The sequence below is a fragment of the Pseudonocardia oceanicola genome (assembly GCF_047200735.1).
GTDB lineage: Bacteria > Actinomycetota > Actinomycetes > Mycobacteriales > Pseudonocardiaceae > Pseudonocardia.
This window is the reverse complement of sequence record NZ_JBJZON010000028.1, coordinates 16238-34820: the sequence shown is the minus strand read 5'-3', so window position 1 is coordinate 34820 and position 18583 is coordinate 16238. Positions and strand designations below refer to the sequence as shown.

At 74.7% G+C, this 18583-nt stretch carries 16 protein-coding genes; 9 read left to right on the top strand and 7 right to left on the bottom strand.

The features are described from left to right. Window positions 1-56: 56 nt before the first annotated feature. Complete coding sequence (locus ACL02T_RS29020) at window positions 57-1460, bottom strand: NAD(P)H-quinone dehydrogenase (protein ID WP_412833977.1); 1404 nt, start codon at window positions 1458-1460, stop codon at window positions 57-59. 151 nt (window positions 1461-1611) lie between these two features. Between ACL02T_RS29020 and ACL02T_RS29015 the strand changes: the two genes are divergently transcribed. Next, window positions 1612-2061 (top strand): gamma-glutamylcyclotransferase, encoded by a 450-nt coding sequence (locus ACL02T_RS29015; protein ID WP_412833976.1) that lies wholly within the window; start codon window positions 1612-1614, stop codon window positions 2059-2061. Between the two features lie 166 nt (window positions 2062-2227). Here the strand turns inward: ACL02T_RS29015 and ACL02T_RS29010 are convergent, their stop codons facing one another. Both ACL02T_RS29010 and ACL02T_RS29005 read right to left on the bottom strand, forming a co-directional pair. Then, window positions 2228-3178, bottom strand: a complete 951-nt coding sequence (locus ACL02T_RS29010) for a DUF559 domain-containing protein (protein WP_412833975.1) — start codon at window positions 3176-3178, stop codon at window positions 2228-2230. A gap of 266 nt (window positions 3179-3444) precedes the next feature. Then, the gene (locus tag ACL02T_RS29005; protein ID WP_412833974.1) at window positions 3445-4680 is read right to left on the bottom strand and encodes an amidohydrolase; all 1236 of its coding nucleotides are present in this window, start codon (window positions 4678-4680) and stop codon (window positions 3445-3447) included. A gap of 356 nt (window positions 4681-5036) precedes the next feature. Here ACL02T_RS29005 and ACL02T_RS29000 point away from each other — a divergent pair, with 356 nt between their 5' ends. The 4 genes from ACL02T_RS29000 to ACL02T_RS28985 are packed head-to-tail and all read left to right on the top strand — an operon-like array spanning window position 5037 to window position 9625. Next, a complete protein-coding gene (locus ACL02T_RS29000; protein WP_412833973.1) occupies window positions 5037-6743 on the top strand; it encodes a serine/threonine-protein kinase in 1707 nt (568 codons plus the stop codon). A 20-nt stretch (window positions 6744-6763) separates the two neighbouring features. Then, the gene (locus ACL02T_RS28995) at window positions 6764-7543 is read left to right on the top strand and encodes a purine-nucleoside phosphorylase (protein WP_412833972.1); all 780 of its coding nucleotides are present in this window, start codon (window positions 6764-6766) and stop codon (window positions 7541-7543) included. Further along, entirely contained in the window at window positions 7543-9162 is a 1620-nt protein-coding gene (locus ACL02T_RS28990) for a phospho-sugar mutase (protein ID WP_412833971.1), read from the top strand. Before ACL02T_RS28995 ends, ACL02T_RS28990 begins: the two co-directional genes overlap by 1 nt. A 10-nt stretch (window positions 9163-9172) precedes the next feature. After that, complete coding sequence (locus ACL02T_RS28985) at window positions 9173-9625, top strand: flavodoxin family protein (RefSeq protein ID WP_412833970.1); 453 nt, start codon at window positions 9173-9175, stop codon at window positions 9623-9625. On the opposite strand, the gene ACL02T_RS28980 is transcribed toward ACL02T_RS28985, so the two are convergent. Beyond that, window positions 9615-10460, bottom strand: a complete 846-nt coding sequence (locus ACL02T_RS28980; protein WP_412833969.1) for an SGNH/GDSL hydrolase family protein — start codon at window positions 10458-10460, stop codon at window positions 9615-9617. The two genes, ACL02T_RS28985 and ACL02T_RS28980, sit on opposite strands and share 11 nt — an antisense overlap. Window positions 10461-10608: 148 nt before the next feature. Here ACL02T_RS28980 and ACL02T_RS28975 point away from each other — a divergent pair, with 148 nt between their 5' ends. Further along, window positions 10609-11193, top strand: a complete 585-nt coding sequence (locus tag ACL02T_RS28975) for a TetR/AcrR family transcriptional regulator (protein ID WP_412833968.1) — start codon at window positions 10609-10611, stop codon at window positions 11191-11193. 31 nt (window positions 11194-11224) lie between these two features. Here the strand turns inward: ACL02T_RS28975 and upp are convergent, their stop codons facing one another. Further along, window positions 11225-11848 carry a uracil phosphoribosyltransferase gene (upp, locus tag ACL02T_RS28970; RefSeq protein WP_412833967.1) on the bottom strand — a complete coding sequence of 208 codons (624 nt, stop codon included), beginning with the start codon at window positions 11846-11848 and terminating at the stop codon, window positions 11225-11227. A gap of 34 nt (window positions 11849-11882) precedes the next feature. After that, complete coding sequence (locus tag ACL02T_RS28965) at window positions 11883-13418, bottom strand: metallophosphoesterase family protein (RefSeq protein WP_412833966.1); 1536 nt, start codon at window positions 13416-13418, stop codon at window positions 11883-11885. A gap of 397 nt (window positions 13419-13815) precedes the next feature. On the opposite strand from ACL02T_RS28965, the gene ACL02T_RS28960 reads away from it, so the two are divergent. Then, the gene (locus ACL02T_RS28960; RefSeq protein ID WP_037046372.1) at window positions 13816-14052 is read left to right on the top strand and encodes a hypothetical protein; all 237 of its coding nucleotides are present in this window, start codon (window positions 13816-13818) and stop codon (window positions 14050-14052) included. 498 nt (window positions 14053-14550) lie between these two features. Beyond that, window positions 14551-15882 carry a SatS C-terminal domain-containing protein gene (locus ACL02T_RS28955; protein WP_412833965.1) on the top strand — a complete coding sequence of 444 codons (1332 nt, stop codon included), beginning with the start codon at window positions 14551-14553 and terminating at the stop codon, window positions 15880-15882. Between the two features lie 240 nt (window positions 15883-16122). On the opposite strand, the gene ACL02T_RS28950 is transcribed toward ACL02T_RS28955, so the two are convergent. Further along, a complete protein-coding gene (locus tag ACL02T_RS28950) occupies window positions 16123-17196 on the bottom strand; it encodes an adenosine deaminase (protein WP_412833964.1) in 1074 nt (357 codons plus the stop codon). A gap of 171 nt (window positions 17197-17367) precedes the next feature. Here ACL02T_RS28950 and ACL02T_RS28945 point away from each other — a divergent pair, with 171 nt between their 5' ends. Then, window positions 17368-18480 carry a PA containing protein gene (locus tag ACL02T_RS28945; RefSeq protein WP_412833963.1) on the top strand — a complete coding sequence of 371 codons (1113 nt, stop codon included), beginning with the start codon at window positions 17368-17370 and terminating at the stop codon, window positions 18478-18480. Window positions 18481-18583: the final 103 nt, after the last annotated feature.

Below are 18583 nucleotides of genomic sequence, written 5' to 3'. Positions count from 1 at the left end.
GCCCACGGTCCACCGCACGCGGTGCGGCGGGATCGGGGATGACCCGGATGCGTCCCTTAGTCCAGGTCGCTGTGCTGCATCAGCTGCCGGCCGGCCTCGGTGATCGAGCCGGACAGCGACGGGTAGACGGAGAAGGTGTGGGCGAGGTCGTCGACCCCCAGCCCGTTCTGCACCGCCATCGCGATCGGCAGCACGAGCTCGCTGGCCACCGGGGCCACGACCACGCCGCCGATCACCACGCCCGTCGCCGGGCGGCAGAACAGCTTGACGAAACCACGGCGCAGCCCGCGCATCTTCGCCCGCGGGTTGGTGGCCAGCGGGAGCATCACGGTGCGGGCCGGGACCTCGCCGGCGTCGATCGCGCGCTGGCTGATGCCGACGGTCGCGATCTCGGGGCGGGTGAAGACGTTCGACGCCACGGTGCGCAGCCGGATCGGCGCGACGCCCTCGCCGAGCGCATGCCACATCGCGATGCGGCCCTGCATCGAGCCGACCGAGGCCAGCATGAGCAGGCCCGTGCAGTCGCCGGCGGCGTAGATGCCGGGGACCGACGTCCGCGAGACCCGGTCGACCGGGATGAACCCGCCGCGGTCGGTCTCGATGCCGATCTTCTCCAGGCCGATGTCCCGGGTGTTCGGCACGGATCCGACGGTCATCAGCGCGTGCGAGCCGCGGACGACCTGGCCGTCGGCCAGGGTGACGACCACGCCGTCGCCGTCGCGCACCACGGACTCGGCCCGGGCCTTCGGGATGATGTCGACCCCGCGCTCGGCGAAGACGTCCTCGAGGACGGCCGCGGCGTCGGCGTCCTCGCTGGGCAGGACGCGGTCCCGGCTGGAGATCAGCGTGACCTTGCAGCCGAGCTCCACGTAGGCGGAGACGAACTCGGCGCCGGTGACGCCGGAGCCGACCACGACCAGGTGCTCGGGCAGCTCGGGGAGGTCGTAGAGCTGGCGCCAGGTGAGGATGCGCTCGCCGTCCGGCCGGGCCGAGTCGAGCACCCTCGGGGTGGCGCCGGTCGCGATGAGCACCGTGTCGGCCGGCAGCTTCTCGACGGTGCCGTCGTCGTGCCGGGCCTCGACGGTGTGCGGCCGGCGCCCGCTCGTCTCGTCCAGGAAGCAGGCGGTGCCGTGGATGATCCGGACGCCCTCGCTCTCCACCCGGGCCCGGATGTCCGCCGACTGGGCCAGCGCGAGGCCCTTGACCCGGCCGTTGACCTTCGGCAGATCGACGCCGGCTGTGTTGCGGTCGAGCAGCACACCGAGGTCCTCGGCGCGGTGCAGGTCCACCCGGACCGCGGCGGAGGAGATGAAGGTCTTGGAGGGGACACAGTCGTGCAGCACGCAGGCGCCGCCCATGCCGTCCTTCTCGACGACGGTCACGTCGCTGCCGTGTTGGGCCGCGACCAGCGCCGCCTCGTACCCGGCGGGGCCACCGCCCATGATCACGATGCGGGTCACTGGTGGGCACACCCTCCCGAGCCGGTGGACGGTCGGTCCTGGATCGATCCGACCGGTGCAGACGCCGCCCGGCGCCCGCACATACCGTACGCGTGTCCGCCGAGCGGTCCCGAAGGACCCGGACGAGGTGGGCGCCGTTACCCTGTTCCCCGTGCCGCTGTACGCCGCCTACGGGTCGAACATGGATCCGGGCCAGATGAAGGAGCGCGCCCCGCACTCGCCGATGGCGGGCACCGGGTGGCTGATGGGCTGGCGCCTGACCTTCGGCGGCGAGGACTACGCCTGGGAGGGCGCGCTCTCCACCGTGGTCGAGGACCCCGGCTCCCAGGTGTTCGTGGTGCTCTACGACGTCCCGGACCACGACGCCGCCCAGCTCGACCGCTGGGAGGGGGGCGAACTCGGGCTGCACAAGAAGCTCCGGCTGCGGGTGCAGACCCTCGAGGGCAGCGTCCTCGCCTGGATCTACGTGCTCAACGCCTACGAGGGCGGCCTCCCCAGCGCCCGGTACCTGGGCGTGATCGCCGATGCCGCGGAAGCCGCCGGCGCCCCGGACGACTACGTCACCGAACTCCGCAACCGCCCCAGCCAGAAGAGCGTGTAGCCCCGACCCCTCCCCGCGAGTCGGGGTGTGGGCTTCCGCGAGTCGCGCCCTCAGCTCCCGCGAGTCGCGGTGTGGGCTTCCGCGAGTCGGGGTGTGGGCTTCCGCGAGTCGCGCCCTCAGCTCCCCCCGAGTCACGGCTGAACCCGCAATCCGGTGCTTCCGGGCCTCAGCCTCGTCGGTCGCGGTGTCGTCGGGCCTGCAGGCTTCCCGGTTGCCGCCGAAGGACGAGACCCCGCGCACGGAAGGCCGCGCTCAACTCCTGCTCGAGGCGGGTCACATCCCGCATGTCCTCGGCCCGCACCCGGATGACGATGTACCCCCTGCGTTCGAGTTCCGCCTGTCGCGCCGCGTCCTCCTCCTCCCGACCGAGATGCGCGGCATGCCCGTCGTACTCGAGCGCGATACGGAACTCCGGCCAGGCATGGTCGAGCAGAAAGAGAACGGTGCCGTGCGCGTTGCGAACAGGGAGGTTCGCCTCGGGAGCCGGGAACCCGAGGTCGACCAGCCTGAAGAGCATGCGGCTCTCCGCAGGCGACAACGCGCGGCCCGATGCGAGGCCCAGGAGCACGAGTGCCCGCTTGCGGCCGCGCGGATCGGGTCGGGTGGCGATCTTCTCCCCGATCACCGCCCGACGTCGCTCACGGTCCGCCTCACCGGCCGCGGCGAGCGCCTGATCGAGCACGGCGAACGCATCGTGGGGCCGATCCCGGCAGAGCAGATCGGCGACGACGCGTTCCAGGCCGAGCACCGGCAGGCCCGCGACGTCGACCTGATCGTCCTCGAGAGCGAGGCCGTTGTGTACGACGAGCCCGGGCCTGCTGCGGAGCCAGTGCCCGTACGGCACCGCAACCTGGACCGGCAGCGGATCCACAGCGGTGCATCCATGCAGCCAGGACGCCGTCCAGCCCGTGATCACCGCTGAGTCGCCGGCGAAGGTGAGCGCTGCTGCGGCAATGGTCAGCGGATCGCCGGACCGCGCCGTCGGGACGAGTACGCCGGGCCACGACGCGCGCCACTCACCCGCCCGGATGGCGCGATGCACCGCTGATCTACCGATCTCCTTGTCGAGATCGGCGCGGCGGCGAACTCCGTGGGCGATGATCTCCTGTCCGGACACGGTGACACTGTCCGGCGCGAAGCCCGGTCCGAGGAGGTCGTCCCGTCAGCTGTGGATGGCGAGGGGCTCCTGTGGACAACTTCCCTCGGCTCAACCACAGCGCGACTCGCCAAAACCCACAGCGCGACTCGCCGAAACCCACAGCGCGACTCGCGGGAACTCAGAGCGCGACTCGCCGAAACCCACAGCGCGACTCGCGGGAACTCAGAGCGCGACTCGCCGAAACCCACAGCGCGACTCGCGGGAACTCAGAGCGCGACTCGCGGTCAGGCCAGGGCTTGCAGTGCCGCGTTCACCAGGATGCGGACGCCGAAGGGGAGGGCGCGCTCGTCGAGGTCGAAGGTGGGCTGGTGGATGTCCTTCATCGGGCCCACCCCCGGCCACACCCCCAGCCGCGCCATCGCGCCCGGCACCTTCTCCAGGTACCACGCGAAGTCCTCGCCGCCGCTGGACTGCTCGGTGCTCGCGGCCGCGTCGGGCCCACCGGCGAGGATCGCGGCGTCGCGCAGCATGCCGGAGCTGACGGCCTCGTTGACCACCGGTGGCACGCCGCGGATGTGATCGATCACGTACCCCACCCCGAGCGGCGCGAGGACGGCCGCGACGAGCGCGCGGAACTTGTCCTCGAGCTCGGTCCAGGTGGCGTGGTCCGCGGTCCGCAGCGTGCCGCGCAGCACGCCGGACTGCGGGATCGCGTTGGCGGCCTCACCGGACTGCACCGCGCCCCAGACCAGGACGGTGCCCGAGCGGGGGTCGACCTGGCGGGTGAGCAGCAGCGGGAGCTGCGTGATCAGCAGCCCGAGCGCCTCGACGAGGTCCGCGGTCAGGTGCGGGCGGGCCGTGTGCCCACCGGGCGACGTCAGCCGGATCTCGACGACGTCGCACGCCGACGTGATCGGCCCGACCCGGGTGCCGAGCCGGCCGACCTCCAGCCGCGGGTCGCAGTGCAGCGCGAAGATGCGCTCGACGTCGTCCATCGCGCCGTCGGCCACGACGTCGATCGCGCCGCCGGGCTGGACCTCCTCGGCGGGCTGGAACACCAGCCGCACGCGGCCGGGCAGCGAGGGCGCGGAGGCGAGCGCAAGCCCGGCACCGAGCACCATCGCGGTGTGCGCGTCGTGCCCGCAGGCGTGCATCGCGTTGGGCACGGTGGACGCGAACGGCAGCCCGGTCTCCTCGCCGAGGGGCAGGGCGTCGAGGTCGGCCCGCAGTGCCACGCAGCGGTCGCCACGTCCCACGTCGCAGACGAGACCGGTGCCGCCGGGCAGGGTGCGGGGCTCCAGGCCGGCCGCCATGAGGCGGCGGGCGACGAGGGCCGTCGTACGATGCTCGTCCCGGCCGAGCTCGGGGACGGAGTGCAGCGACCGACGGACGGCGACGACGTCGGTCCGGTGGGCCATGAGCCACTGGTCCAGCCAGGCCGGGCCGGTGCCCGCGGCGAGGTCGGTGACCACCTGGTCACCGCTGGTCGCGAGCTCGGGGTGCGCCTCGAGCAGGGTCACCGGACGTCACCGGCCCGACCCGCCCCTCGAGGGCTCTTCGCTCTGTCCTGCATTGGTCCATGGTGCTCACCCGCTCAGCGGTGCACCAACCCGAAACCGAATGTTCCCCGGGTATCCGCGCCGAGGGGTCGGCGTCATGCTGCGGACGGCGAGCCGGTCCGTGACGAGCGGTTGTGCCTGGTTGCGACGAACGGGCGACCCTGCCGTTCGCCGACAGAAAGACTGCCGCAAGGAACAGCGCAGCGTCGTCGACCGGTCACGTGACGTGCCCGTTTGTGCTGGTCGAGGCTTTGTCCGAGGTGGCGGCAGGCGTACCCGCCCGCACGCGTGCGGGGGCCGTCGCCGACAATGTGTCCGTGTCCACGCAGGAAGACGAGCAGCCGGGCCGCGTCGTCGGCGACCGGTACCGCCTCTCCGCGCAGCTCGGCAGCGGGGCGATGGGCACGGTCTGGTCCGGGTTCGACGAGGTCCTGCGCCGGCGGGTGGCCGTCAAGGAGTTGAAGCTCCCGCGCGGGGTCCCCGAGCGCGAGGCGCTCGGGATGCGCGAGCGGATGCTCCGCGAGGCGCGTGCCCTGGGCGGCCTCTCGCACCCGAACGTCATCACAGTGTTCGACGTCGTCGACGCCGCCGGCGAGCCGCTCGTCGTCCTCGAGATGGTCCCCTCGCGCAACCTCGCGACGATCATCTCCGAGCAGGGCCGGCTGAACCAGCGGCAGGCCGCCGTCGTCGGCTACGCCACCGCCGCGGCGCTGCGGGCCGCGCACCGCGCCGGGATCACGCACCGGGACGTCAAGCCCGGGAACGTGCTCGTCGCCCACGACGGGCGCATCAAGCTCACCGACTTCGGCATCGCGCGCAACGCCTCGGACGCGCCGATGACCACCGCGGGGCTCGTCCTCGGCTCCCCCGCCTACATCGCCCCCGAGGTCGCCATGGGCGCCGCGGTCACCCCGGCGGCGGACCTCTGGGGCCTGGGCGCCACCCTCTTCGCCGCGCTGGAAGGCCGCCCGCCCTACGACGTGAAGGGCGACCCCGTCTCCACGATCACCGAGGTGGTCGACGGCGAGGTGCCCCGCCCGCGGGAGTACGGCCCGGTCGCCGAGGTCGTCGCCGCGCTGATGGTCAAGGACCCCGAGGCGCGGATGCCGCTCGACGAAGTGCGCCGGCGGCTGCGCCCGCTGCTCGACGACCCGGACGATCCCCTCTACCCCGGCTCCCCCGACGCCCCCACCGCCTTCTCCGGGATCGCCCGGCCGGAGGCGGTGCCGGAGCCGCGGGTGGCCGCGTCGGGCCCGCTCCGCGCGTCGGAGCCGTGGGTCGGGACGTACGGCCCCGCCGGCTCGACCCGGCTCCCGGCCGCCGAGCCCGGTCCGCCGGCCCCGCGCGGCCTCGCCGCCGCACCCGGCCCGCTGCCCACCCCGACCGGGGCCCACGCGCCGGTCCGGCCCGACGCGCAGCCTGCGGCCGCACCCCGCGGCAGGGCCGCATCGAACCTGCCGGCGCGCTGGGCGCTGCCGCTCGCCGTCGCGGGCGCGCTGCTGGTCCTGCTCGGAGCCGCCGGCGGCTACGGCCTGGTCCGCTCGCTCGCGGGGCAGTCCCCGGCCTCGACCGTCACGGTCACCACCGATCGCAGCCCGACGACCGTGCACACCGACGCGGCGGGCTGGAGCATGGCGGTGCCGGCGAACTGGGCCCGTTACCAGGAGGGCGGCCCCGGTCCCGTCGTCCGGTTCGTCTCCGCCGACGGCTCGGAGGCGCTCGCCGTGTGGAAGGCGGGGTCCGAGGACGAGATCACCGCCGGCCTCACCGCCACGCACCTCGGGGTCGACGCCGTCGAGGCGGGCCCGGCCGAGCCCGTCGCCGGCACGCCCGCCGGGGTTCGCGAGCAGCACTACACGACCACCCGGGGCGCGCAGGAGCGCACCACGGTCCTGCGCACGGTCCCCGCGGCCGACGGCCTGTGGGCCCTGGCGCTCACCGTGCCGGTCGAGCGCGCGGGGGACCGCTCCGCGGCCCTGTTCACCGCGCTCGCCGCAACCTTCACGACACCGGCCCCGGAGTGATCACCCGTACGCTCTCGCCCATGAGCATCGCGAGCGAGGCCGCGCACGCGCTGGTCGACGCGACCGGGGTGGAGCAGCACGACGTCGCGGTGGTCCTCGGCTCGGGCTGGCGTCCCGCCGCCGACGTGATCGGCGCCGGGCCCGACGTCCCGATGGCCGGTCTGCCCGGGTTCGTCCCGCCCGCCGTCGAGGGGCACGGCGGCACGATCCGCTCCCTGACCGTCGGCGGGCGCCGGGTGCTGGTGCTGCTCGGCCGCACGCACGGCTACGAGGGGCACCCGGTCGAGGCCGTGGTGCACGGCGTCCGGACGGCGGCCGCCGCGGGGTGCCGCACGGTCGTGCTGACCAACGCCGCCGGCGGGATCCGGGAGGGCATGGCCGTCGGGCAGCCGGTGCTGATCAGCGACCACCTCAACCTGACCGCCCGATCACCGCTGGTCGGGCCGAGATTCACCGATCTGACCGACCTCTACTCGGTCCGGCTGCGCAAGCTCGCGCGGGAGATCGACCCGTCGCTCGAGGAGGGCGTGTACGCGGGGCTGCCCGGCCCCCACTTCGAGACGCCCGCCGAGATCCGCATGCTGCGCCTGCTCGGCGCCGACCTGGTCGGGATGTCCACGGTGCTGGAGGCGGTCGCCGCCCGCGCCGAGGGCGTCGAGGTGTTCGGGCTGTCGCTGGTCACCAACCTCGCCGCCGGGCTGACCGGGCAGCCGCTGGACCACCAGGAGGTCCTCGAGGCCGGCCGTGCCTCGGCGAGCCGGATGGGCGAGCTGCTGCGCGAGCTGGTCGCGCGGGCCTGATGGGTCTCGACCCCGCGCTGCGGGACGCCGCGATGCGCTGGATCGCCGACGACCCCGACCCCGCCACCCGCTCCGAGCTGCAGAAGCTCCTGGTCGAGGCGATGACCGGGGCCGACCCTGCCCGGTTGACCGACGCCCTCTCCGGCCCCCTCCGCTTCGGCACCGCCGGTCTGCGCGGCCCGGTCCGGGCCGGCCCGGCGGGCATGAACGTCGCCGTGGTCCGCCGGGCCACCGCGGGCCTGGCCGCCTGGCTGGTGGCGCAGGGCGCGTGCGGCCGGACCGTCGTCGTCGGGCGGGACGCGCGGCACGGGTCGGAGGCGTTCGCCCGCGAGGCGGCCGGGGTCCTGGCCGCGGCCGGGTTCGTCGTGCGCGTGCTGCCCGGCCCCGCACCGACCCCCCTGCTCGCCTTCGCGGTGCAGCAGCGCGGCGCAGCGGCCGGGGTGCAGATCACCGCCTCGCACAACCCGCCCCGGGACAACGGCTACAAGGTCTACCTCGGCGCAGGATTCGGTGACGCCCCCGGGGCCCAGCTCACCTCGCCCGCCGACGCCGAGATCGAGACCGCGATCGGTGCCACGCCCGCCGCCGTCGAGATCCCGGCCGAGGGCCCGACGAGCGCCGACGACCCGACGGAGGAGTACCTCGAGCGGGTCGCCCGCCTGGGCACCGCGGCCACGAACCTGCGGATCGCGCTCACGCCGATGCACGGGGTCGGCGGCGCGACGGCCGTGCACGCCCTGGCACGCAGCGGGTTCACGGACGTCCACGTCGTCGCCGAGCAGGCGGCGCCGGACCCGGACTTCCCGACGGTCGACTTCCCCAACCCGGAGGAGCCCGGCGCCACCGACCTGCTGCTCGGCCTCGCCGCACGCACGGGCGCCGACCTCGCGGTCGCCCTGGACCCCGACGCGGACCGGTGCGCCCTCGGCGTCCCGACACCCGCGGGCTGGCGGATGCTCACCGGCGACGAGACCGGCGTGCTGCTCGGCGACCACCTGCTGCGCCGCCGCACCGGCCCGGTCGCGACGACGGTGGTGTCGAGCTCGATGCTGGCCAAGGTCGCCGCGGCCCACGGCGCCCCGTTCGTCGAGACGCTGACCGGGTTCAAGTGGATCGTCCGCGCGGCCCCCGACCTCGTCTACGGATACGAGGAGGCCCTCGGGTACTGCGTCGACCCGGAGACGGTGCGGGACAAGGACGGGATCGCCGCGGCCGTCGTCGCCGCCGATCTCGCCGCCGGCCTCGAGGCTGCCGGGCGCACGCTGCTCGACCGGCTCGACGAGCTCTCCCGCGCCCACGGCGTGCACCGCACGGTCGGGATCTCCCTGCGCATGGCACCGGAGGAGCGCGACGCCGTCGTGGCCCGCCTCGTCGCCGCGCCGCCGGAGGGGTGGGTGGCCGACCGGCCCGCACCCGACGTCCTGCGGCTCCGCCGCCCGGCGGGGCCGACCGTCGACGCCACCGCGCGGGTGGTCGTGCGCCCCTCCGGCACCGAGCCGAAGCTCAAGGCCTACCTGGAGGTCGTGGAGCCGCCGGGCGAGGACCTCGACGCCGCCCGGGCCCGCGCGGACGAGCGGATGGCGGCGCTCCGGGAGGAGATCACGGCGCTCATCGGGTAGGACGGGCGACGTGGCAGTCCTGCTGATCGTCCACCACACGCCCTCGCCGGCCACCCAGGAGCTGCTCGACGCCGTGGTCCGCGGCGCGAGCGACCCCGAGATCACCGGGGTCGAGGTGCGCCGCCGGGCCGCACTGGCCGCCACCGCCTCGGACCTGCTGGAGGCCGACGGCGTGGTGCTCGGCACCCCGGCGAACATCGGCTACATGTCGGGGGCGCTCAAGCACTTCTTCGACCAGGTCTACTACGTCTGCGGCGACGACACCCGCAAGCTCCCCTACGGCGCCTACGTGCACGGGAACCAGGGCGTGGAGGGCGCGGTGAAGGCGATCGGCGCCATCGCCTCCGGGATGGGCTGGGAGCAGGTCGCCGCGCCGGTGGAGGTCATGGGCGCGCCGGACCGGGCCGCGCTGGAGGCGTGCTGGGAGCTCGGCGCGACGGTCGCCGCCGGGCTCAGCGACTGAGGGCCGGATCCACCGGCCGGACCGGCGCCGCGCGCCGCTGGGCCAGCCAGCCCACCACCTCGGTGCTCCACATCGCCGCGATCTTGCGGTAGCCGCCCGCGTTGGCGTGCAGGGCGTCGGTGAAGTCCCCGGGGGCCAGCAGCGACGAGGTGTCCACGAACTCCACGGAGCGGCCGAGCCCGCGGTGCCGGGCCACGACCCCGGGTGTCAGTCGGGCCAGCTCCGCCCGCTCCCGGGCCTGGGCGGTCAGCGGCGCCCAGATCCCCGCGACGATCACGTGGGTCTGCGGGGCGGCGGCGAAGACGTTGTCCAGCAACGCGTCGAGCCGGCCGGCGGCGACGGCGCCCGAGGTCCCGGAGCGCACGTCGTTGGTCCCCATGTGCAGCAGCACGACGTCCGGGTCGGCCCTGGCCACCCAGGCCCCGACGCGCGGGATCATCCGCTCGAGGGTCCAGCCGGAGTGCCCTTCGTTGTCCGGGTCGGCCATCCCGGCCGGTCCGGTCCGGCGCGACCCCACGAGGTCGATGCGGACGCCGTCGGCGGCCAGCTCGGCGAGGAGCGGACCGCGGTACCCGGCGGTGCCGGGGCTGCCCACCCCCTCGGTGCTCGACGCGCCCAGCGGCATCACCCGCAGCGTGGCGTCCCGCCCCGCGCCCTCGCCGGCGGTCCGCACCCCCGCCGCCGCGGCGCCCTCGTCGGCCGGGATCCCGGCCAGGACGAGGCCCGCCACGAGCAGCGCCGTGAGCTGCAGCGGAACCCGCCACCGGCGTCCTGCGACCCAGCCGCGCATGGCGTCCTCCCGAGCGGCCGCGCCGCCCTCCGGCGCGGGACCCACGAAGGGATCTCCCGAGCGGACCCGGACGTTACGCCCGGTCGGGGCGTCGCCGTCCGACCCCCGTGTCCGCCTCGTGTCCGCTTCGTGTCCGCGACGTGACCGGCGCGCGAACGGGCGTGACCCCGGGAAGGAGAGGTAGCCTCCGCCGGTGCCCCGGCCCAAGGTCCACGACGACGTGTTGCGCGACAGGCTGCGCGTCCGGGCGGCGGAGCTGCTGAGCGCGCACGGCGTGACCGGCCTGTCGCTGCGCACCCTGGCCGCCGACGTCGGCACGTCGACCACCGCCGTCTACGCGCTCTTCGGCGGCAAGCCGGGGCTGGTCAAGTCCCTGGTCGACGACGCGTTCCGGCGGCTCCGCCGGACCCTGACCGACGTGCCGCGGGCCCGGGACCCGGCGGAGCAGCTCGTCGCGCTCGGCGAGGCCTACCGCGCCGGCGCCCTGGACGACCCGCACCTGTACGACGCGATGTTCGACCGCCACCAGCTCGACGCCGAGTCCCGCGCACTGCAGGAGGCCGCCTTCCTCCCGCTGGTGGAGGCGGTGGAGCGGGCGGTCGACGCCAAGGTGCTGCGGCACGACGCGCACCCACCGACGGTCGCCCTCGGGCTCTGGTCGGCGCTGCACGGGCTGGTGACGATCCAGTTGCACGCGCACACCCCGGACGCGGTGGACGACCCGGCCACGGGCTTCCCGGCGGTGCTGCGCGCCGCCGTCGACGGCTGGCGCGCCTGACCCCCGACCGCCCGCCGCCCGGCCGGCCGGGTCAGACCGCGCCGAACTGGCGGTCCCCCGCGTCGCCGAGCCCGGGGACGATGAACGCCGAGTCGTTGAGCCGCTCGTCGATCGCCGCGGTGACCAGCCGCACCGGCAGCCCGCCGGAGCCCAGCCGCCGGACCCCCTCCGGGGCGGCGAGCACGCAGACCGCGGTGACGTCGTCGGCGCCGCGGGCGGTGAGCAGCTCGACGGTGTGCACCATCGACCCGCCCGTCGCCAGCATCGGGTCGAGCACGAAGACCGGACGCCCGACGAGCGAGGCGGGCAGCGACTCCATGTACGGGGTCGGTCGGTGGGTCTCCTCGTCCCGCGCCACGCCCACGAACCCCATCTGCGCCTCGGGGATCAGGTTCTGGGCGGCGTCGACCATGCCCAGTCCGGCGCGCAGCACCGGCACCAGCACGGGCGGGTTCGCGAGCCGGTGGCCGGTGGTGCGGGCGATCGGGGTGTGCAGCGGGAAGTCCGCCACCTCGAACCCGCGGGTCGCCTCGACGACCAGGAGCAGGGTCAGGTCGCGCAGTGCGGCGCGGAAGGCGGCGTTGCCCGTGCGCGCGTCGCGCATCGTGGTGAGCCGGGCCCGGGCCAGGGGGTGGTCCACCACGCGCACGTCCATGCGCCGGACAGTAGCCGCCCACCGAGCCCCCTCCTCAGGGCCGCTCCCGCCCCGGCGTGGCGCTCGTCCACGTCCACCGCCCGTCGGGGCCCGGCCGGGCGACGATCCGGTCCTCCAGCACCGGGTCGAGCTCCTGCTCCCGACACCCCGTGGCGGCCCAGCAGTCGATCCGGATCTCCCGGGCGGTCGCGTCGAGCCGCAGGAAGCTCTTGAGCATCGGCGGGCGGTCGGTGTCGTAGAGCACCGACGTCAGGTTCTGCGACCGTCCCCCCGGTCCGCGGAGGACCCGCTCCGCCGCCCGCCGCGCCCGCGGGGAGACCTCCCCCGGCGGCGTACCGGTGCGCGGCGGGGCGATCCCGATCCGCTCGGCCATGATCGTGGTCGCGTCCGCCGGCGAGACGACGGCCGTGCCGGTCCCGAACCGGTGCAGCGCGTCGTAGCGGCGGCTGAAGTGCGCCAGGGAGTCTCCGCGCAGGGGGTAGCAGCGGAAGTCCTCCTCCGTGCACTCCGGGGCGAGGACGTCGACGTTGGGGACCGGGTGGGTGGCGGAGAGGTAGGCCCCGCTGCCGCCCGCGACGAGGTGGAGGATCTCCCGCCCGTCGGGTAGCCGGACCGGATAGCGCTGGTAGTTGTGGTCGTCGCCGCCGATGACGGCGACGACGGACGCGCGCGGGTCGCGCACCAGCTCGGCCACCGTGCCGCCGCCCTCGATCGGGCACGGATGGTGCTCGGCGTAGGTGATCAGGGGCGTGCCGGTGAGCACGACCGTCGGCCGCCCGGCAGAGACGAGCGTGTCCTGCAACCACTCGCCCTGCTCCCGGTCCAGCCGGCCGCGGATGCCGGTGTCGACCAGGACCAGCCGGACCGGCCCCGCGTCGATCGCGCAGTACGGGCCGGGCTGCACCGGCCGCTGCTCCTCGGCGGGACGCCAGGCCCGGGCCGCTTCGAGGTCCGCGGCGCTTCCGCGCGGGCCGCGGCGCCACAGCAGGCCGCGCAGGAACCCCTTCCACCCGGAGCCGGGCACGGCGGGCGCGCGCTCCTCCGGCGGCGTGCCGCAGAACCAGCTCATGAAGCCGGTGAGGCCGTCGTACCAGTCGTGGTTGCCCGGCAGCGCGTAGATCGGGCCCGGGTAACCGGTGTAGGGGCGGGCGAACTTGGCGGCGTACTCGCGCAGCCCGCCCGCCGGGTAGATCACGTCGGAGACGACGACGGCGAGGTCGGTGTCGCCGGCCACCCGCTCCAGCACGGGCACCACGCAGTACTGCGAGGCGTCCCCCTCGCCCGGGTCACCGAGCAGCGCGACCGCGATCGAGTCCCGGCCCGCGAAGCGGTCGACGAGCCGCGCGGGGTCCGGGCCGCACCGCGCGTCGAGCCGGCGAAGCCATTCCCGGCGCATCTCGTCGGTGGGATCGCCGAGGAACCGGACCAGCTGGTCGTTGCGGGACTTCCAGAGCGGTCCGGGCCGCAGCCACGACGCCCGCGCGCCTCCCGGGGCCGCCGCGATCCCCGTGCCAGGATGCTCGCAGCCGTACCCGGTGTGGGCCTCGTCGAGCCGGGAGGGATCGTGCACCCGGTGATCGTCGCAGCCGTGCCGCCCGGGTCCACCACCCCCCGGTCCGGGTGGGGACGCCTGCCGTTCGGTCACCCTCTGTTCCCGTCCGGACGCGTCGTGCGGCCGTCCGCAGGACGCGGCGTGCTTCGCGCGGACGACCCTCGATCGGTCCCCCGGCCACCCTGGGCACACGAGACACCAAGATCGACTTCCGTCCGCGGATCTCGATCACGCCGTGTGCCCGGTCGCCCGAGGTGACACCAGTGATCAACTGAGTCGTGCGCGCATCGCACCGGGCTCCGCACCGGCCGTGACCACAGGTGCCATTTATCTGACCCGAACGGGTGGTATGGCACGAACACTGTCACGCCGGAGCCGTCGCCGACGCTGTACTAGGTGACAAGGAGGTGATCCGGTGCCGGAGAACACGACTTCGGACGAGCAGACCCTGGTGGCTGCCGCCGAGAAGCTCACCCAGTGCGACGGGTACGTGGTGCTCGCCGTCGACCCGCAGACCGGGGAGGTGGACGCGCACGGGCCGTTCGACGGGCTGACCGCGACGGTCAAGGCGGACCAGTTGCGTCGGGACTTCGACCGCGGCGGTCTCGAGGACGTCACGGTGGGCGTCGTCCGTCTGCACAGCTCGACCTGACGACCCGGGCCGGCACCGGCCGCCCGCCCGCACCCGCGGGCGGGCCCACCGGTCACCCGGCCCCGTGCGGAACCGTCCGTGCTGGCCCCCGGCACCACGCTCCCCGACGACACGGCCGACACCCCGCGGCCGACACCCCGTCACCGTCGCCGTCGCCCCGCGGACGCCGAGCCCCGGACGCCGAGCCCGCGGAGGGTGGTCCCCGAGCGGACGCCGACGGCCCGGGGCTGATCCCCCGACGCAGGTCCCCCGACGCAGGTCGCCGGCGCAGGTTCCCCCCGACGCAGGTCGCCGGCGCAGGTTCCCCCCGACGCAGGTCGCCGGCACAGGTTCCCCCCGGCGCAGGTTCCCCCCGGTGCAGATCCCCGGCGCAGATCGTTCGACCCGGATCCTCGGGCCCCGTCGCCGGGCGCGGTGTCGTCGGATGCAGTGTCGTCGGACGCAGAGTGTCGGCGCGCGGCCGGGCCGACCCCGGGTGCCGCCGCTAGCATCGCCGCCGTGGCAAGCGACATCGTCCCGATCCAGCTGTCCCTCACCGAGGGCGACCTCGTCACCCTGTGGGCGCCCCGGTGGCGCGAGGACGGCGAGGAGTGGGAGGCCTTCCTCGGCGACGACGAGGCGGTGTTCGCGTTCCCCGAGGTCGCGCAGCTCGCGGCGTACGTCCGCACCGAGACCGAGCACGACCTGGCCGACCACCCGGCCTGGTCGGTCGTGCCCACGCTGACGGTCGCGGAGCTGACCCCCGAGGAGACCCGCCGCTACGACGTCATCGGCGTCCCCGAGCTGGTCGCCGAGGAGCCGGACACCTGGACGCTCGGCGAGCTCGCCGAGATCACCGCGATGGTCCGCTCCTTCGCCGACGTGTGCGACCTCGAGGAGGTCACGGCCGTCCTCGACTCCGCCCCGGGCTTCGGCCTGCTCGACCAGGGCACCCTGCCCTTCGCCGGGCGCGAGGGCCGGCGGCTGTGGACCCAGCTCGCCCAGACCGTGCAGGACGACTGGGACACCGTCGTCGACGCACTCGACGACCTCACCGCCACCCCGGAGGTCGACGCCCGCGCGCTCGCCGGCGCGGAGAAGGAGGCTGAGGTCCTCGCCGCCCGCATCGCCGACGCCGAGGCCGCGCTCGGCCCCGACGACGCCGACGACGACCGGGAGATCGACACCGACGACGAGACCCTCGAGGCCGCCGCCCGTGAGCGCGCCGACGAGGAGGCGATCACCGAGCAGGTCGCCGAGGACGAGGCCGAGCTCGCCGAGGAGACCGCGGGCCCGGTCGGGTTCTGGGAGGAGATCGGGATCGACCCGATCCGGATCACCACGTCCGCGGGGCAGTGGGTCACCCTGCGCTGCTACCTCGACGACAAGCCGGTGTTCCTCGGCTCGGGCGGGCGCGTCGACGTCTTCGACTCCGAGCGGGCGCTGGCCCGCTGGCTGGCCGACGGGGGCAAGGACGACAACGACCTGGTGGCCGCTTCGACCTGGCAGGACGTCCTGGACAAGGCCGCGGTCGGGGAGCTCGAGGTCGTGGTCGACGACCTCAACGACTACGTGCTGGTCGGGATCGACGAGGACATCGCCGAGGGCACCCTGCAGGTCGACCCCACCCAGCTGGACCTGGCCACCGAGCTGGTGCTCGACGTCGCCGAGTGGGCGGGCGACCCCGAGCCGGCCCGCGCGCTGGCCGAGTCGGAGAGCCTGGGCTGGCTGGTCTCCTTCGTCATCCGGCCCAACCCGACCCGGCTCGCCCCCAGCCCGCCCTTCGGCACCGAGGCCGCCCGCTGGCGGGAGCTCGTCCACGCCACCGAGGCCCGCCTCCACCACCACTGACCCGGTCCGCTGCACCCGATCTCGCAGGTTCGCGGGGTGGTGATCACCGGCTGCGGGCGGAGAAGGTCACGCCTCGAGCCGTCGCCGCCCACGAACAGCGATCACCCCGGGCCGCCGCACCGAGACACCTTCCGACCCCCGGGTCGCCGCACCGTGATCGCCTGTCGTCGACGGAAGCGGTCGGATTCCGACCACCACCCGCCACGACGAGCGATCCTTCGGGCGGGACGGCGGCCCCGGTCAGGCGGCGAGTGCGTCGTAGCCCGGTTTGATCACCTCGTCGATGATCGACAGGCGCTTGTCGAAGTGCAGGAACGCGCTCTTCATGGCGTTGATCGTGAGCCAGCGCAGGTCCTCCCACCCCCAGCCGAAGGTGTCGACCAGCGCGGCCATCTCCGAGGTCATGGTGCAGCCGGACATCAGCCGGTTGTCCGTGTTGACCGTCACGCGGAAGCGCAGGTCGCGCAGCAGGCCGATGGGGTGGTCGGCGAGGCTGGTCGCGGCGCCGGTGTGCACGTTCGACGTCGGGCACATCTCCAGCGGGATCCGCATGTCCCGCACCCAGGCGGCGAGCCGGCCGAGCTCGGCGGTGCCGTCCGGGCGGACCGTGATGTCGTCGACGATCCGGACGCCGTGGCCGAGCCGGTCCGCCCCGCAGAACTGCAGCGCCTCCCAGATCGACGGCAGTCCGAAGGCCTCGCCGGCGTGGATGGTGACGTGCGCGTTCTGCTGGCGGACGTAGTCGAACGCGTCGAGGTGCCGGGTGGGCGGGAAGCCCTTCTCCGCGCCGGCGATGTCGAACCCGACCACCCCGGCGTCCCGGTACCGCACCGCCAGCTCGGCGATCTCCTGCGACCGGGCGGCGTGCCGCATGGCCGTGAGCAGGCAGCGCACGGTGATCCCGCGGGCCGCCGAGCCCCGCTCGAAGCCCTCCAGCACGGCCTGCACGACGCCGTCGAGGTCCAGGCCCTGCTCCACGTGGAGCTCGGGGGCGAACCGCACCTCCGCGTAGACCACCCCGTCCGCGGCGAGGTCCTCCGCGGCCTCCTGGGCCACCCGCACCAGCGCCTCGCGGGTCTGCATCACCGCCACCGTGTGCCCGAAGGTCTCCAGGTACCGTTCCAGCGAGCCCGAGTGGGCGGCGCCGAGGAACCACCCGGCGAGCTCCTCGGGGTCGCGCGTGGGCAGGCCGGCGTACCCGACGGCGTCGGCGAGCTCCACGACCGTGCCGGCGCGCAGGCCGCCGTCGAGATGGTCGTGCAGCAGGACCTTCGGGGCGGAGCGGATCGAGTCCGTCGTCGGCGGAGCGGTCACCCGGGAACGGTATACCCCGTTCCGACCAGGCCGGATCGGGCGAACACGACTGGTCGGGGGCCACCCGGTCGGCCTAGTGGTGACTACCTGTCAGGCCGCTCCGCGGGCTCGCTACCCTCAGCGCAGCGTTCCCCGCTCCCCCATCCGGATCACAGGAAGCACCAGGCGCCAATGAGCGATAACTCGACGATGTCGTTCGACCGGATGCGCGGCATGCTCATGCGTGCGGCCGAGATCCGCGACTCCGAGCAACAACAGATCTTCGACTCCCTCGACGAGATCCACGCGCGCCTCTCGGCCCTCGACGCGCTGGGCACCGTCCGCAAGCGACTCACCGAGCTGCCGGACCGCACCGAGGTCGGCGTGCTCGCCGAGCGCCTCGACGAGACGGTGCAGAAGGTCGACGCGCAGGAGGCCGTGCTGGCCTCCGTGCTCCGGGCGATCGAGGGCCTGCCGGACAAGCTCGCCAAGCCCTTCGCCCAGCTCGACGGCCGGCTCGACGGTATGGCCGGGCGACTCGAGGGCGTGTCCGGCCGGATGGACGGGCTGGACGACCGGCTCGGCGGCCTGCACAAGCGGCTCGACGACCTGGACAACCGCCTCGACCGGCACGAGATGCGGCTCGACGCGATGCCCAACGCCGTCGCGACGCCCATCAGGGAGCGGGTCGACGGCGTCGAGAAGATGGTCCGCGAGCAGCTGGACGGCGCGCTGCGCTCGATGGACGAGTCCAACGAGGGCGTGCGCAACCTGCTCGGCGACACCAGCGTCGGCCTGCACCGCCGGCTCGAGGACCTCGCCGGGCGCCCCGCCGTCGACCCGACCGAGTCGCTCGACGCGCTGGCCGAGCGGCTGGAGATCCTCGCCGGCCGACTGGAGGCGGTGGCCGGCCGGGTCGACGCCGTGGAGAACGGGCTGGGCGAGAAGCTCGGCGAGCTCACCGGCGCGGTCGACGAGAAGATCGCCGCGCTGGGCAGCTCGGTGGACGGCAAGCTCGGCGACCTCGACTCGGTGCTGCGCGCCCGCCCCGACACCACCTCGGTCACCGCGCTCGTCGCCAAGGCCAACGAGGAGTCGGAGCGGCGCAACGCCGGCCAGCTCGACGAGGCCATGGCCACGTTCGCCGAGCTCATCCTCGGCCGCGGCCACGGCGCGCCCGCCCCGACCCCGCCACCGCCCCCGCGCCCCGCGCAGCGCCGCTCGAGCCGCAGCCGGGCCACGGTGAAGAGCGCGTCCAACGGGCACGGCTCCGCCACGGACGTCGCGGACGACCCGGACGACTGATCCCCCGCGCACCGAGCCCCCGTCGCCCCCCGGGCGGCGGGGGCCCGTCGCGTTCCCGGCCCGGCGAGCGACCCGTCGCTCGTCCCGTGCGAACGAGCGCGCC

What these genes read in the sequence shown, in the direction of transcription:
- ACL02T_RS28945 (WP_412833963.1), top strand. Translation starts at nt 17,368, where the DNA reads ATGAGCGATAACTCGACGATGTCGTTCGACCGGATGCGCGGCATGCTC.
- upp (WP_412833967.1), bottom strand. Translation starts at nt 11,848, where the DNA reads ATGGACGTGCGCGTGGTGGACCACCCCCTGGCCCGGGCCCGGCTCACC.
- ACL02T_RS28995 (WP_412833972.1), top strand. Translation starts at nt 6,764, where the DNA reads ATGAGCATCGCGAGCGAGGCCGCGCACGCGCTGGTCGACGCGACCGGG.
- ACL02T_RS28990 (WP_412833971.1), top strand. Translation starts at nt 7,543, where the DNA reads ATGGGTCTCGACCCCGCGCTGCGGGACGCCGCGATGCGCTGGATCGCC.